Genomic DNA, 16,130 nt, shown 5'->3' on the forward strand with positions numbered 1-16,130 from the left:
TATGAAAACAATAATTGAGAGAGTAAAAGATGGAAAGTTTGTTCTTATTGCGGAGATAGGTGTAAATTATTATGATATAGCAAAAAAAATGAACATTACAGTAATGGAAGCAGCAAAACTGATGGTGAAGGAAGCCAAGGAAGCTGGAATTCATGCTGTCAAATTTCAAACTTATAAAGCTGAAACGTTAGCAGCTAAAGAGTCTCCTTCTTACTGGGATACAAATGAAGAGGCAACAACTTCGCAGTTCGAACTCTTTAAAAAGTTTGATAGCTTTACTTATCAAGAATATAAAGAGTTAGCTCAGTATTGTAAAGACTTAGAGATTGAATTTTTATCAACTGCTTTTGATATAGAGTCAGCTGATTATCTTTATGATTTGATGAATGTATATAAAATATCTTCTTCTGATTTAAATAATTTACCGTTTGTTGAGTACCAAGCTAAAAAAGGGAAGCCTATACTACTATCTGTTGGAGCTGCAAATGTTGAAGAAATTGATCATACTATTGCAACAATTAGAGAGTATAATAATCAGCCTTTAATTATAATGCATTGTGTACTAGAATATCCAACTCCATATGCTCATGCGAACCTTAATAAGATAGTTAGCTTAAAGAATAGATATCCAGATGTAATTATCGGTTATTCTGATCATACAAAACCTGATGCTGATGCAGATATAGTTAAAACAGCATTTAATTTAGGTGCAATTGTAGTAGAAAAACATTTCACTTTAGATAAAAATTTTCCTGGTAATGACCATTATCATGCGATGGATCCTGCTGATGCAAAAAAAATAGTTGAAGGTATTAACTTCTTACAAGAAATTAGAGGATCATATGAGATTAATTACCTTGAGACAGAGCTAAACTCCAGACAAAATGCTAGAAGGTCTTTAGTAGCAGCAAGTTCTATAAAAAAGGGACAAGTTATAACCAATGATATGCTTACGTTTAAAAGACCGGGTACAGGTATTTCTCCTGCTGATATAAAAAATGTTATTGGAAAGAAAGCTTTAGTGGATATATCAGAAGATTCAATTCTTCAGTATGAAATGATTTAAAAATAAACTTCCGTGAATTAGACTTTGTATTTTATATGAGAAATTATAGATCATTCTATTTAAAGTTATTTAAATTTGAGCGGAGGTTTAATTATGAATATATTAGTAACAGGTGGCGCTGGCTATATAGGATCCCATACTTGTGTTGCTTTGCTGGAGGCAGGACATTCAGTAATAATTGCTGATAACCTTTGTAATAGTAAGCGTGAGACCGTTGAGAAAATTATAGATATTACAAATAAAGAAGTAACTTTTTATGAGACTGATGTAACGGATGAACAAGCTGTTAGTGTTATTTTTAATAATAATAAAATAGACGGTGTTATTCACTTTGCCGGATTGAAAGCAGTGGGTGAATCTGTAGATTTGCCACTAACTTATTATTATAACAATATCGTTAGCACTATGATTCTTACAAAAGCCTGCAAGAAATATGGTGTGAATCGATTTGTATTCAGTTCATCAGCAACAGTATACGGAGAAAATAAAGTTCCTTTTGTTGAGAGTATGGGTCTGTTACCAACTACGAATCCTTATGGTGAAACAAAAGCAATAAGTGAGAGAATTCTAACAGATATAGCTAAAGCAAATCCTGAATTTTCAGTAGCTCTTCTTCGATATTTTAATCCAGTCGGTGCTCATGAAAGTGGTTTAATTGGTGAAGTACCTAATGGCATTCCCAACAACCTAATGCCTTATGTTACTCAAGTGGCAAAAGGCAAATTGGAGAAACTCAGAATCTTTGGAAACGACTATCCAACTTTAGACGGTACTGGTGTAAGGGACTATATTCATGTGTTAGATCTCGCAGAAGGACATGTTGCAGCGTTAGATAACCTCAAAGAAGGTGCTCGTGTCTATAACTTGGGAACTGGTCAAGGTACCAGTGTACTAGAGTTATTGAAAGCATTTGAAGAAGCTAATGGTATTGAAGTTCCTTATGAAATTGTAGAGCGTAGACCTGGAGATATTTCCTCATGCTATGCTGATGCTTTAAAAGCAAAGATCGAGCTTGGCTGGGAGGCTAAACGTGATATTATTGCCATGTGCCGTGATGCATGGGGATTTGAAAAGAATTATAAAGATTTTGTTGAAGCAAAATAAATTAAAGGAACCCGCTGGATTTCATCTAAGTCCAGCGGGTTTATTTGTAATTATATGGGTAACTTCAGCTAATTAATTCCACTACATAATAGAATTCTCTGGATTTCATTCTTTCTATTAATACATATATATTTTGACAATATTACCCATATAAGTCAAATATCTTACCGATTAAAAAAAGATGCTACAATCAGTTATATAATACCTTTTCTCAATTATTTATGTTTTTTCGAATATTTCAGTATTCTACCTTACACCAATTACGTACAGGCATTTGATTCTACATTTTAGAAATCGTATTGGTTTTTTAATTTACATATTCCTCTTTATTTAATATCCACAATATCGATCTAAAAGTCCTATGATATTGTTTAAGCAGAAATGTTATAAAACTTACCCATAATCCCCTTCTATCCGACAAATTACCTAAAAAATAGAAAATAATGTTGATTTTACCATATTTTTAGAATAATATATATTATAATAATATTCTGAAACTTATAAATATACTTAAGTTCTCAGAGTTATACATTATAAGAGGGGGAACAACATGAATCGGAAGGGAATTCTTTATTTTTTAGTGGCTTGTTTAATGAGTTCTTTGTTTTTAGCAGGTTGCAGCAGTAACGGTTCTTCAGATGGTGAGGGTGCTAGCAAGACGAAAACGGTTGTCGACAAAGAGGACAAGACGTTAAAGATTGCCATGGGAACGGATATTGTAAGTTTTGATATACATAACCATAACAACACGTCTACGGAAGCTGTTCATGATAACATGTTCAACTATTTATTCAAAAAAGATGCAAAAGGTGAGATCCAAAAAGAGCTTGTAGAAGATTACAAGCAGATCGATGATGTAACCGTTGAGATGAAGCTGAAAGAAGGCGTGAAGTTCCATAACGGTGACACACTAACTTCTGAGGATGTAAAGTTCACCCTTGAAAGAGTAGCGACGGACGATACGTTAAAGGAATACCCAAACTACAAACAGATCAAAGAAGTACAAGTGGTGGATGATCTGACATTTAAGATCATCACGCATAAACCAGAGCCATCCCTTTTACACCGCCTTTCCCGTCTAGGTTCTGGTATGCTTCCTAAAAAGTATATCGATGAAAAAGGCTGGGATCACTTCTTAAATAACCCGGTTGGAACAGGACCTTTCAAGTTCAAAGAGTGGGTTCGTGATGACAAGATTGTTTTAACGGTATTTGAAGATTATTACGAAGGCAAAGTCGAAGAGTGGGATGAAGTGATTTTCCGTGTTATTCCTGAAAACTCCACACGTGTTTCTGAATTGTTAACAGGCGGCGTGGATATCGCGATCAACGTACCTCCAACGGACTGGGAGCGCGTTGATAAGAACGATGGAACGCATATGGTTTCTGAAACATCTAACCGTAACATCATGCTGACGGTGAGAGCGACGGAAGGATACCCGACAGCTGATAAAAAGGTTCGTGAAGCGATCGACTATGCGATCGATGACAAAGCATTAGCAGAAAATGTTCTTCAAGGTGGGGCGATTCCAACTCGTACGCGTGTAGGTCCGAATAACTTTGGTCACAACCCGGATCTTTATAACACGTTCCGCTATGATGTCGAAAAAGCAAAGAAACTATTAAAAGAAGCTGGAAAAGCAGATGGCTTTGAAATGACGCTTCACTCTCCAAAAGGGCGTTACCTACAAGATGCTGAAGTAGTGGAAATGATCTCAGGTATGCTTTCTGCTGTTGGCATTAAAGTAAATATCGAGTTCATGGAGTGGAGTAACTTTGTTGAAATGAGAACGGCGAAAACGAACAAAGATGCTTACTTAATCGGACTTGGTAACTCTATGTTTGATGGCGCTTATTCTGTAGACTTTTACCGTGCAGAACGTTTTAAAGGAGAAACCGATTATAAGAACGATGAGATCGAAAAACTGTTAACAGAATCACAAGTGAACATGGATCCGAAGTCTCGTGCAGAACAAATCCAGAAGATCCAAGAGATCGCAGCTGAAGATACAGCTGAAATCATGCTGTATCAAGAAAAAATCAATAACGGGGTAAACGACCGTATCGATTTCAAGCCAACAGCTGACGAGATGATTTACGCACCATCCATTTCAAGAAAATAATCAGAAACGAAGGACTAAGGATCTATTCCTTAGTCCTTTCATACAAGAGGTGAAAGAATGGGAAAGTACTTGGTGAAACAGATTCTGCAACTGATTCCCGTGTTATTCATTATTTCGTTTGTCGTCTTCACACTTGTGTTTGTCGCGGGTGATCCTGTAGCACTCATGCTGCCGGAAGACGCGAGTCAGGAAGACATTCAAGTTCTTCGTGAGTCGTTAGGCTTGGACAAGCCGTTTTTAGTGCAGTATGGAAATTATGTGATGGGACTTGTTCAAGGTGATTTTGGTGAATCGTTCCGCTATAACCAAAGTGCGCTTCCAATCGTGCTAGAAAGACTGCCAGCCACGATGGAACTCGCCATTGCCGCAATGGTCGTTGCGATTGTGATCTCGATTCCACTTGGCATCTGGTCAGCGACGAAACAAAACTCACCGCTTGATTTCTTTGCAACAGGTGGAGCCGTACTAGGAAAAGCAATGCCTCACTTTTGGCTAGGTATTATGATGATTTTATTGTTTTCCGTTACGTTACGTTGGCTTCCGGTTTCAGGTCGGGGGACGTTTTCGCACTTGATTTTACCAGCAATAACGCTCGGAACAGGGATCGCCGCTGAGATGACCCGACTCATCCGGTCGAGTATGATTGAGGTTTTGAGTCAAGATTATGTTCGTACAGCTAAGAGTAAAGGGATAAAAGATTTCTTTGTTGTGTACAAGCATGCTTTTCGTAACTCCTTGATCCCCGTTATCACCATTACGGCTCTTCAAACGTCCACCGTTATAGGCGGAGCATTAATAACCGAAACGGTATTCTCTTGGCCTGGTCTCGGTCAGCTTCTCATCCAAGCGGTCAACACAAGAGATATGGCGATCGTTCAGGCGAGCGTGTTCATCATCGCGTTCCTTGTTATCTTAATGAACTTAGTCGCTGACGTCATGTATCGCATTCTAGATCCTCGGATCAAGTTTAATTAGGAGGCTGATGATATCCATGTATCCACAAGTGAGTGAACCGAAGACAGAGATATCCAGTCAAGCAGTCGTAAAACCAGGGAAAAATGGTCTTAAACGATGGATGAAATTTTTATTAAGAAGCTACACGGGAACGGTGGGTATGGTCATTGTTTTAACGGTCATCCTCGTTTCTATTTTTGCTGATGTCTTGGCACCGCATGACCCGAATCTCATTAATGCGGCTGCTATGCAAAAACCTCCTTTTTGGTTAGAAGGAGGAAGTACGGAACATTTACTCGGAACCGATAACTTAGGCAGAGACATGTTAAGCCGGATTATTCATGGTTCTCAAATCTCACTTTTAGTCGGGATAGCAGCTGTATTGCTAGCAGGAGCGATTGGCGTCGTTGTGGGGTTAGTAGCCGGGTTTTATGGAGGAATACTAGATAACATTTTAATGAGATTAGTAGATTCCTTTTTGGCGATTCCGACGATTTTGTTTGCACTTGTTATCCTGACGATTTTCGGACCGAGTGTAACGACGCTTATTGTCGTATTAGGTGTAACGAACTGGGTACAGTATGCGCGCGTGATTCGTGGGGAAGTGTTGTCCATTAAAGAGCGGGAATTTGTAAAAGCAGCTCGATCCATCGGTGTACGTAACTCGATGATCATCCGTCAGCACGTGTTGCCGAACGTTATTTCACCGTTCATCGTTATCTCTACGTTAAGTGTTGCTACGACCATTATTATGGAAGCTTCACTTAGTTTTCTCGGGTTGGGGATTCAGCCGCCGACGATCTCTTGGGGAGGCATTTTGAGTGATGGGCGCGACTATTTGGCGACAAGCTGGTGGCTTTCCACGTTCCCGGGGATCGCTATTACGATTACCGTGTTAGGTATCATCTTTGTTGGTGACTGGCTGCGTGATGTGTTAGATCCGCGTTCGTTTAGCAGAAAGTAAGGGGGGATTAGAAGTGCCGAATCATAATAACTTGTTGGATGTGAAGAATCTACATACATACTTTCATACAGAGAACGGCGTCGTCCCCTCTGTAAATGGCGTTTCTTTTTCGGTAAAAGAAGGAGAGACCGTTGCAATCGTAGGAGAGTCAGGCTGTGGGAAGAGTGTAACGTCCCTTTCTATCATGGGGCTTGTCAGTTCTCCAGGTAAGATTGAAGACGGTGAGATTTTGTTTGAAGGGAAAGATCTGACAAATTTATCGAAGAGTGAGATCCGCAAATTGCGCGGAAACGATATCGCAATGATCTTTCAAGAACCGTTAACATCGCTGAATCCTCTTTTTACCGTTGGAAATCAAATCTCTGAATCAATCAAGCTGCATCAAAAAGTGAGTAAAGAAATTGCCAAACAAAAGAGCATCGAAATGTTAAAGAAAGTTGGGATTCCGCGTCCCGAAAAAGTGTATCATTCGTTTCCACATCTGTTAAGTGGAGGGATGAGACAGCGTGTCATGATTGCGATCGCCTTGTCTTGCAATCCGAAGCTGTTGATTGCCGATGAGCCCACGACGGCTTTGGACGTAACCATCCAGGCACAGATTTTGGAGTTGATGAAGGGTTTGACTGAGGAATTTAACACCTCAATCATGCTCATTACGCATGACCTTGGTGTTGTAGCCGAGATGGCAGATACCGTCATTGTTATGTATGCCGGGCAAGTCGTGGAATATACAGATGTGTTCAGTTTATATAGCAGTCCAAAGCATCCATATACACAAGGCTTGTTGGATAGCACACCTAAAATTCATGAGCTGAACGAAGAATTGCGTTCGATCGAAGGGACAGTACCTAGTCCAGCCAATATGCCAAGCGGCTGCAGCTTCCACCCACGCTGTCCTCATGCGATGCCAAAGTGTCTAGAAGCCCAACCAGAGTTATTAGAAGTGGCCGACAATCAGCAAGTCCGATGCTGGCTGTACCAGAAAGAAGAGGTGGCCATCTAATGACACAGCAAGATTATTTGTTAGAAGTAAGAGGGTTAAAGAAGTACTTTGATGTTTCTAGCGGGTGGCTGAAGAAAGAAAAGCAATATTTAAAGGCTGTAGATGACATTGATTTTAAAGTGAAACCAGGCGAGACGCTCGGAATCGTTGGGGAGTCGGGCTGTGGGAAGTCAACGACAGGAAACTTGATCATGAACTTGCTTGAGAAAACAGAAGGCGAGATCATTTTTGAAGGCGTCGATCTAACGAAGCTTTCAAGTGTAGAACTCCGTCGGAAGCGGTCGGATATCCAGATGATTTTTCAAGATCCCTATTCGTCGTTGAACCCAAGAATGCGAGTGTTTGATATTATCGCTGAACCGTTGCGAACGCATAAAGTGGCGAAAGGGAAAGAGCTTGAGAAGCAGGTATATGACCTAATGGATGTTGTAGGGCTCGATCGGTCGTATTCCTCTCGTTATCCGCATGAGTTCAGCGGCGGTCAGCGGCAAAGAATTGGGATCGCGCGCGCTCTAGCTTTAAAACCAAAGTTGATTATTTGTGATGAACCTGTTTCGGCTTTGGACGTTTCCATTCAGTCGCAAATATTGAACTTAATGGTGAAGCTGCAAAAAGAGTTCAACCTGACATTCATTTTTATCGCACACGGTTTGCCTGTCATCAAACATATCAGTAATCGAGTAGCCGTTATGTATTTAGGGAAAATCGTAGAGATGACGACGAAAGAGAAACTGTTTAAAAAACCTCTGCATCCGTATACAGAAGGGTTAGTGTCAGCTGTACCGATTGCGGATCCGACGCTTCGGGATGCAAAGAAGCGGGTACTTTTAGAAGGAGATATGCCGAGTCCGACAAATCCGCCTTCAGGCTGCCGCTTCCATCCTCGCTGTCCGTATGCACAAGAGGTGTGTAAAACAGATACGCCAGAACTTGTGGAGGTAAAGCCAGAACATCAAGTGGCATGTCATTTTCCGTTAATATAAAGATTTAAATGAGAGTAACGAAAAAACATGGAGGGTCAAGAGTGGAGTCTTATATAAAAGAGAAGCAAGATGAAATGCTGGAATTACTAGAGAGACTGGTCAACATTGATAGTGGATCTTACTACAAAGTCGGTGTGGATACTGTAGGGTCTGTATTGAAGGCGAAATACGTAGAGATGGGTTTTGTCGTAAAGGTAAGGGAAGAGGCGAAGTTCGGAAACAACATGATTATTCAGCATCAGGATGCCGTCGATCCAAAGATCATACTCGTTGCTCATATGGATACCGTTTTTCCGATTGGAACTTCGGTTGAACGTCCTTTTCGTATAGAAGGCGATAGAGCGTATGGACCTGGTGTAGTCGACATGAAGGCTAGCCAGGTGGAGTTGATCTTTGCGCTACAAACGATGCAGGAGCTAGGTGTGAAAGGGTATAAAAACGTGCTAGTAATTTTGAATAGCGACGAAGAGATTGGCTCGCCAACTTCCCGTTCATTGATTGAAGAGATGTCGGTTGGAAAGGAATACGCGTTGATCATGGAGCCTGCAAGAAAAGACGGTTCATTGGTGAGTGCCCGTCGAGGCGGTGGGCGTTACACCATTAAAATTAAGGGGAAAGCGGCGCATTCTGGAATTGAACCAGAAAGAGGTCGGAGTGCCATTGAAGAGCTGGCGCACAAGATTATCCAGCTGCATTCCTTATCCGATCACCAACGTGGAATCAGTGTAAACGTTGGATTAATTGAAGGTGGGTCTTCCGTAAACACCATCTCGCCAAACGCTGTTGCGCATGTGGATATTCGGATATCTGAAGGAAATCAAGCCCAATTATTAAAAGAGAAGATAGAAGAAATTTGCGCAACTACCGATGTTCCAGGAACCAAAATTGAGCTCAAAGGTGACATCAGCCGACCGCCGATGGAGAAGAACGAGCAAACGAAGTCGTTGTTGGAAATCATTAAAGAAGTCGGTGAAGAGATGGGGCTGCACTTATCTGATACCGCAACAGGCGGCGGATCGGATGCATCATTTACTTCAGCCACCGGGGTAGCTACGGTCGATGGACTTGGACCAGTCGGCGGAAATGCACATAGTGAAGATGAATATTTGGATATACCGACGTTGACTGAAAGGACGTTGTTGTTGGCTAAGACGATTCAGCGGTTGTCGGTCTAAAAGAAAGAGAAACTCGATTCATCTATAGAAGAGATGAATCGAGTTTTTTATCTGTTAATTGATTAAGTTAAATAAAGTATTATTGAGAGACATTCCTTTTTATAAATCTTACTTACTTTTAAATAATTTTATTAAGTATTCAATAATGAAAGCTATCGATAATATTTTAAATGGGAGTAAATTTTGTGAGACACCGGTGGGACGAATTTTAAGCGCTTCTTTTATTTTAATAACGAAAATCTTGGGAACTAGGGAAATAGAAGAATCATCCTTCAGCTTCCCTGATTTTTAAAGGGAGTAAATAAAAAAGATGGGTAAATATAATAATCGAAAATATGAGAATATAAAACATGAATTGAAATTGCTTTCATTACTGTTTTCTATAGAATGCGTTATTGGGTTTATTATTTATAGTCTGATAAATAATGTAGAGATACCTAATTACGAAAAAATATTAGGCTATATTTTAGGTATTTCCGCTGGAGTGCTATCCTTAATAGGTTTATTATCTATTTTTATTTCGTTAAACACACAGCAAATTATTCAAAAAATACGCGAACTATTATGGGAAATGCAAAAGTTAGGGAGGTATTTTTATTTTTCCGAAAATGTAGGTGATTTCCAGAAGCTAGCGAGGGAATTCTATGATTTATATTGTTCGTATAAATTAATATATCGTAAAGATCGATTTATTTATCGCGTTATAAAAGTAATAAATAGTACGATATTTTTTGTTTCATTTCTATGGGGTATTTCTGGAATTATTTTGTTATTATCTGAAGAGATAAATACCGTCAGTTTCTTTTGGATTAATACTTCTATTCTTACTATTTGTATACTATTAATAAATTTTTATAAGCTCCTTAACAAGTTATCCCAAATTGATCAAGTAACAGATTTACCAAATGTTGATAGATTAATTAAAGAAAGTATTAATTACACTTTAAAAATAGAATCCTCTGACACTCTTGCAAAGGAGCATTTAATTGAAAATATTGAATACTTAATAATGGGGAGTTCTTCTATTACTACATATCTAAGAAAACTACATTTTTGTACACTTAACGCCGGTATAGAAGATAAAAAACTATTATTTGATAATTACAAAGTAAGCTTAATTTCAATAAAATATTATAGAAAAGACTCAAATGGGGATTGGAATTATTTTTATACGCACTATCTCAGTGGCAACTCTGTACATATTGTAGAAGAAAATAAAAACAATCATAAAATAAGATTAATGAGAATATGGTTTGATTTAAAAGTTATGCCCAGTGAATATGTACCAAGTTTGGAGAAGAAACAAATAATTGGGATTGCAGTCAAATTACAATTTACCTTTAACAAAAAAGTGTTTTTTGTTAAGTACCCCATTTTTGTATACAATGATTTAGGGAATTTTAGAACTGTATCTCCTAAAGAAATAGAAGAAATATAACAACAATCTAGTGTTATTTTAAGAGGTAAAAGTTTTAATAAGTGCTAAAACCAATTTGATGAAATTAACTTGAAAAAATTCAACCCTTAAGTGCGCATTAAAACATTAGTATGGAGATATATTGATAGCTGCAATAAAATCTATTTAGCAAGACAAAGAATTGCTTAGATGTTTTGGGTGAGGTAGGCATTATGGTATTCAATCTATTATGTTTAAAAAAAAGAATAACGCAGCAGGGACTGCGTTATTCTAAAAAAATTTAAAAAGATATTGTTTAGTCTTTATTCTTAATATTGAAATTAAGCCCATGCTACCTTCATAAATTTAGGGTAAGCATCCTCAGCTGAATTTAATGCTAAAATCAATTGCCTCAAAACTAAACTAGGGTTGAAGTTATCTTCAAACATCATGCAATAGGTGCTATTAACACTATCATTTTCTAATGTAAACTTTGAGTATCTATACTCTCTATTTAATTCATTAATGAGTTTAAGTGCAGTTTCTTTTTTATAGGCATCTCTAATTTCGGCGATATTGAATACATAGATTTCGACTAGGTCATCATTTGTATAAAAATTTACTGCCAGAATAACGGACCCTCCACTTTTTAACCTTTGTTCAACTCTAAAAAAAGAAGATCCATCTTCATTTCGACCTTCTTCCATATATAGGTTTTCTTGATTGATTAAATCTCTAAAAAGCTCAAAATTATTTGACATATTGCGATTACTCCTTTAATAAAATTGTAATTCCTAAATCCTATATCGGTCCATCAATCAGTTTTTTAATACATTTTTTGAGGATTACTCTCAGAATTTTTTAATATTAAAAACGCTCAACTTTTAGCGCAGTAATTACAATAAATGGTATGATTACTTCAGATAACCTGTAACAATACGGATAAAGTTCTTTTATTTAGGAGTGCATACTATTGATGAAAGATAAATATCTTAACAAACTTCCACAAGGGTCTAAAACTAATAAGATCCCTTACTCTTCTATTATTAACCATCAAACGACAACCCAACTTGTAGGTGATAAGGAAAATGACGCACACTACTTTCGAGCACTAGAACGAAGTGGAATCTACTTAAATGAAGCTCAGCTAAATGCGGTCCGAGCGTCTCATGGTCCGCATCTTATTATTGCAGGAGCGGGAAGCGGAAAAACAAGAGTGCTAACATCTAGAGCAGGATATCTTTTGACGTTTGATAGGTCTATAAAACCGAATAATATTATGCTAGTTACGTTTACGCGTAAAGCAGCAGAAGAAATGATTACCCGAATTCAGAGTCTACCTGGTATTTCAAGGAAGATGGCAAATGATATGGTTAGCGGTACATTTCATTCCATATTTCTTCGCATTCTTAGAAACCAGGGGTTCAATCAAAAAATTATTAACAGTGAAAAATATAAAGAGATTCTAATAAAGGGGATATTGAGAGAACAAAATCTACTTGACTCTTATGAACCCGAAACAATCTTAACAAGTATTTCTTCCTATAAGTCAAATTTATTAAGACCCAAAGATATAAAAACCAATACGCCTATTGAACGTGAAATTCAAAGTATTTATGAAAAATATGAGCTTTTAAAAAACAAAAAAGATCTAATGGATTTTGACGATATTTTAATAGAAAGCTATTACACAATTAAAGATAATAAAGTTCTTTTAAACAAAATACAGAATCACATTCGCTATATACAGGTCGATGAATATCAGGATGTGAATAAGGCACAACATGAATTGATAAAACTTATAGTAAAAAAGCCTCAAGAAAATGTATTCTTTGTGGGCGATGAAGATCAGGTAATTTATAATTTCAGGCAAGCTTCGCCAGATTTTATTCTAAATTTAGAAAAAGAATACCCTCATTTAAAGAGAATCACGTTAGAGACCAACTATAGAAGTACAGACTCAATTGTCGGTTTAGGCAATGAAATTATAAAGCATAATAAACAACGTCTAGGGAAAAAACTCAAAGCAACGAAAACAAGCCATGTTACCCCCTTTTACTTTCGACCTTCTGAAACATTAGAGGAAGCAGTACGTATAGCAGATAATATTCAAGCTGATGTTAAGTTAGGGAAAAGAGACTATAAGGATTATGCCATTCTTTACCGTACTCATAATAATTGTCGAGCTTTGTTTGATGAATTTGTACTTAGGGACATTCCATTTATATCAAAAAACGATAAAGTATTTTATAAACAGCCTATTGTAAAACCAGTTTTAGATTACTTGAGAGTTTCCTTAAATCCTAATGATACAAATGCAATTGAAGGCATTGCTCCGACATTATACTTAAATAAAGAAAAAACTGTTCAGCATGCTTTAGAATTTACATTAGGACATACGAAAAAGAATATGCTGCGATCCATCCTCAATATTTCAAATTTAAAACCATTTCAAATGAGGCAAATTAGCGAACGAATAGAATTTATAGAAAATCTCAATACAAGAGTTCCAGCAGATGCGATACGAGAAATTAGAATGGGTGTTCCGAAATACGATGAATACCTAGAAAGTGATTCGCGAAAAACGTTAACTCTTCATAAGGAACTGATTCGAGAAACTCTAGATGAATTAGAAGCATCAGCCTCTCGATTTACGAGAATAGAAGATTTCCTTCTGTTTGTGGACAAAATTATTAAGAAGAACGAACAAATGGAAGAACTGCGGAAGAAGCCCAATGCAAATTGTGTGCAACTTATGACCATTCATTCGTCAAAGGGATTGGAATACCCTGTAGTCTATGTAATTGGCTTTAGTGAAACTATCTTACCACATGCTTCTGCCTTGTCGGTGAACGAACAACAGGATCGAACTATTCTCTTAAATATTAGCGAATCAGAATTAAGAAATGTTGCCTTAGAAGAAGAAAGAAGACTCGCGTATGTTTCTGTAACCCGTGCACAAGAAGAGCTTTATCTTTCTTCACCAAAGCTATACCGTAATAAAGAAGTGGACATTTCCTCATTTTTATTAGAAGCATTTTCAAACTATGAGACAAAGTAAATAGGATAATCAATCTCAAATGACCATATCTTCATGTTCACTCTCGGCATTGCTAGTAACCCTTAATAATTCCACTGTTAAAATCTTTGTTCGAACAGTAAGGTGTTATTTAGGGCTAGCATGCCTTTTTTATTTAAGGATATTTTAATTAATTCTCTACTCATAGACATTTATTTTTCTATTAAATACAATTTATGTATCAAATTAACAATATGTTTACTATAATTTAAATTAGTAATAAATACTCATTTGTATCTGTGTATTTAGACATAAAAATTGGGGGCATAACTATGAGTTATTCTGTAGAACAATTACTGGACAGAGGAGTTAGTTTAAAGCGCTCAGGAAATCTTGAGGCTGCAAGGGACTGTTATATTTCGGCATTAGAAGTAGATCCAACTAATATGATGACGTATATTAGCCTTGGAAAAACTGCATATTTGTTAGGACAGCAAGATCTATCTGTGAAATGTTATCTTGCTTCAACACATTTGCAAATCTCTCCAGTAGAACGGGCCATAATTGAAAATAAGTTGCCATTGCATTTAAAGTTTCAATATGATTCATTCCCTCCAGAGGTTTTAAATTCTTTGCCAAAGAAATCGGCATTTATTATTTTTATTGATGGGAATACACCTAGGCACTTAGCGCACTCCTTAGCAGATCTTTCTGGAGCTGTTCTAGAACAAAATCCAAGCCTCTCGATATATGGTGAAATATATCATTCACATATATTTGGAGACGGTTCATATGAAAGAATCTTGCAAAAACATAGGATGTCAACAAGCAACCAGATGAGGCAGGATGAAGAATTTTACATTCCTTGGGGTCGAAAGTTTTTGATTAACAATCTAAAATGGAATCAACTTCACAGTACTGATGTAATTAACTTATATTTTACATAATCTATTTAGAAAATATTATTATTAGGAGTGCATATTAATTTGTTCACAATACTTATTATCATCGGTATTATCTGGTTCTTAGTTTCAGCAGGTAGTAGCGGAAGCAATAGTTCCGGAAATAGTACTAGTAGCAATAGCTCAAATGCAAACAACAACGCGTACAAGAAATATGGTAATAATAGTTCGCATTCTAGCAGTTCTAGTTCTACAACTAGTTCTGTTAGCTCTAACAATTTATCTCAAACAAACACATATAAAGAACGAAAATGCGCAAAGTGTCATCATAGTAATAATACTACTATAAGCAACTGTAAAAAATGTGGATGGGGTATGACAAAAGTGCATTTTCATTTCACTACAAACCTTGCAGGTGTTACATATGAAGGTCGGCAAGAAATTATTGCTCAAACTAAAACATTAGACCCTATTAAACTAAAGCGTGATAAAAATAATCAGTATGACCGTAATGCTGTAGGTGTGTACAATGCACGTGGGAAGAGCTTAGGTTGGGTTCCGAAAGGCTATGCTGCAAACATAGCCCCACATATGGACAAAGGAATTGAATTTTATGCAGAGATAAAAAATATAGTTGGCGGTAATGGGTACAATTATGGAGTTCAAGTAAGAATTTCAAATGATCTTTCAAAAATGAGAGACACGAGCATTACAAGAGATACTACACATACAGAACAATCAAGCAAAAAAGGAAAGACCCAGCCTGTTGCCTTAACAACCTACAATTCTACTAGTCAAAAGCGTCAGAAAGAAATTAAAACCGGTGTCGCTTCAATCCAGAGCTCAATAGCTACTAAGTCTAATACTGCAGTTGCAGTAAAATCAAAAATACCTTCTAATATTTCAGAATTGATTTACTTAGATAGTGTACTGCTTAGGCATGTAAATAAGGAATTATATGATGAAGTACAACAAGTATTATTGGATTTTGCGAGATACAAAAAGGCAACATTACCTTACATGAACAGACAAAAAATAAGTGGTTTACTGGTTAGTGATTTGGAAAGCATTTTTGATAATACTATCATGCTCGCTGGCGGTTCAGAATCAAATTTTGTACATCGGCATTACAAAGCATTGTTGGTTCAATTGGCGTTTCAATTAGGATTCTTAATTGAGCGACTAATACCAGAAAGCCAATATGCTACATATGCAAAAAATAAAATGAATTGGCTCAGTACTATGGATGTAAGATTGGAAACTAACTTATTACAAGGATTCTTTAACGAGAATGTAAAAATAAACGGTGAATCCCCAGTCATATATGATTCTTATAAAGGCAATCAAGTATCCTTATGGGATATAGATGAAATTCATTATGTCCTATCTAATCTTACAGAGTTAGGCAGCAATTTTAAACGATATATTGATAAGTATTAAAA

At 36.9% G+C, this 16,130-nt stretch carries 13 protein-coding genes; 12 read left to right on the forward strand and 1 reads right to left on the reverse strand.

Annotated elements, in window-relative coordinates:
- Window position 1 precedes the first annotated feature (1 nt).
- From QUF49_RS02830 to QUF49_RS02870, 9 genes are all read left to right on the forward strand, one after another.
- Window positions 2–1,066, forward strand: a complete 1,065-nt coding sequence (locus tag QUF49_RS02830; RefSeq protein WP_289494232.1) for an N-acetylneuraminate synthase family protein — start codon at window positions 2–4, stop codon at window positions 1,064–1,066.
- Window positions 1,067–1,159: 93 nt separating this feature from the next.
- On the forward strand, window positions 1,160–2,170 hold the full coding sequence (gene galE / locus QUF49_RS02835) for a UDP-glucose 4-epimerase GalE (protein WP_289494233.1): 1,011 nt from the start codon (window positions 1,160–1,162) through the stop codon (window positions 2,168–2,170).
- Between the two features lie 550 nt (window positions 2,171–2,720).
- Window positions 2,721–4,292, forward strand: coding sequence for an ABC transporter substrate-binding protein (locus QUF49_RS02840; RefSeq protein WP_289494234.1), 1,572 nt, complete (start codon window positions 2,721–2,723; stop codon window positions 4,290–4,292).
- Between the two features lie 57 nt (window positions 4,293–4,349).
- Window positions 4,350–5,267, forward strand: a complete 918-nt coding sequence (locus QUF49_RS02845; protein WP_289494235.1) for an ABC transporter permease — start codon at window positions 4,350–4,352, stop codon at window positions 5,265–5,267.
- Window positions 5,268–5,283: 16 nt separating this feature from the next.
- The gene (locus QUF49_RS02850) at window positions 5,284–6,210 is read left to right on the forward strand and encodes an ABC transporter permease (protein WP_289494236.1); all 927 of its coding nucleotides are present in this window, start codon (window positions 5,284–5,286) and stop codon (window positions 6,208–6,210) included.
- 13 nt (window positions 6,211–6,223) lie between these two features.
- Complete coding sequence (locus QUF49_RS02855; RefSeq protein ID WP_289494237.1) at window positions 6,224–7,213, forward strand: ABC transporter ATP-binding protein; 990 nt, start codon at window positions 6,224–6,226, stop codon at window positions 7,211–7,213.
- Complete coding sequence (locus tag QUF49_RS02860; protein WP_289494238.1) at window positions 7,213–8,196, forward strand: ABC transporter ATP-binding protein; 984 nt, start codon at window positions 7,213–7,215, stop codon at window positions 8,194–8,196. Before QUF49_RS02855 ends, QUF49_RS02860 begins: the two co-directional genes overlap by 1 nt.
- A 41-nt stretch (window positions 8,197–8,237) precedes the next feature.
- Window positions 8,238–9,371 (forward strand): M20 family metallopeptidase, encoded by a 1,134-nt coding sequence (locus tag QUF49_RS02865; protein ID WP_289494239.1) that lies wholly within the window; start codon window positions 8,238–8,240, stop codon window positions 9,369–9,371.
- Window positions 9,372–9,681: 310 nt separating this feature from the next.
- A complete protein-coding gene (locus QUF49_RS02870; RefSeq protein ID WP_289494240.1) occupies window positions 9,682–10,809 on the forward strand; it encodes a hypothetical protein in 1,128 nt (375 codons plus the stop codon).
- Window positions 10,810–11,108: 299 nt separating this feature from the next.
- Here the strand turns inward: QUF49_RS02870 and QUF49_RS02875 are convergent, their stop codons facing one another.
- A complete protein-coding gene (locus QUF49_RS02875; RefSeq protein WP_289494241.1) occupies window positions 11,109–11,528 on the reverse strand; it encodes a YbjN domain-containing protein in 420 nt (139 codons plus the stop codon).
- A 215-nt stretch (window positions 11,529–11,743) separates the two neighbouring features.
- On the opposite strand from QUF49_RS02875, the gene QUF49_RS02880 reads away from it, so the two are divergent.
- The 3 genes from QUF49_RS02880 (at window position 11,744) to QUF49_RS02890 (ending at window position 16,128) form a co-directional block, all read left to right on the forward strand.
- A complete protein-coding gene (locus QUF49_RS02880) occupies window positions 11,744–13,828 on the forward strand; it encodes an ATP-dependent helicase (RefSeq protein WP_289497571.1) in 2,085 nt (694 codons plus the stop codon).
- Window positions 13,829–14,118: 290 nt separating this feature from the next.
- The gene (locus QUF49_RS02885) at window positions 14,119–14,733 is read left to right on the forward strand and encodes a tetratricopeptide repeat protein (protein ID WP_289494242.1); all 615 of its coding nucleotides are present in this window, start codon (window positions 14,119–14,121) and stop codon (window positions 14,731–14,733) included.
- Window positions 14,734–15,063: 330 nt separating this feature from the next.
- Window positions 15,064–16,128 (forward strand): HIRAN domain-containing protein, encoded by a 1,065-nt coding sequence (locus QUF49_RS02890; protein WP_289494243.1) that lies wholly within the window; start codon window positions 15,064–15,066, stop codon window positions 16,126–16,128.
- Window positions 16,129–16,130: the final 2 nt, after the last annotated feature.

Source organism: Fictibacillus sp. b24 (assembly GCF_030348825.1).
Classification (GTDB): domain Bacteria; phylum Bacillota; class Bacilli; order Bacillales; family Fictibacillaceae; genus Fictibacillus.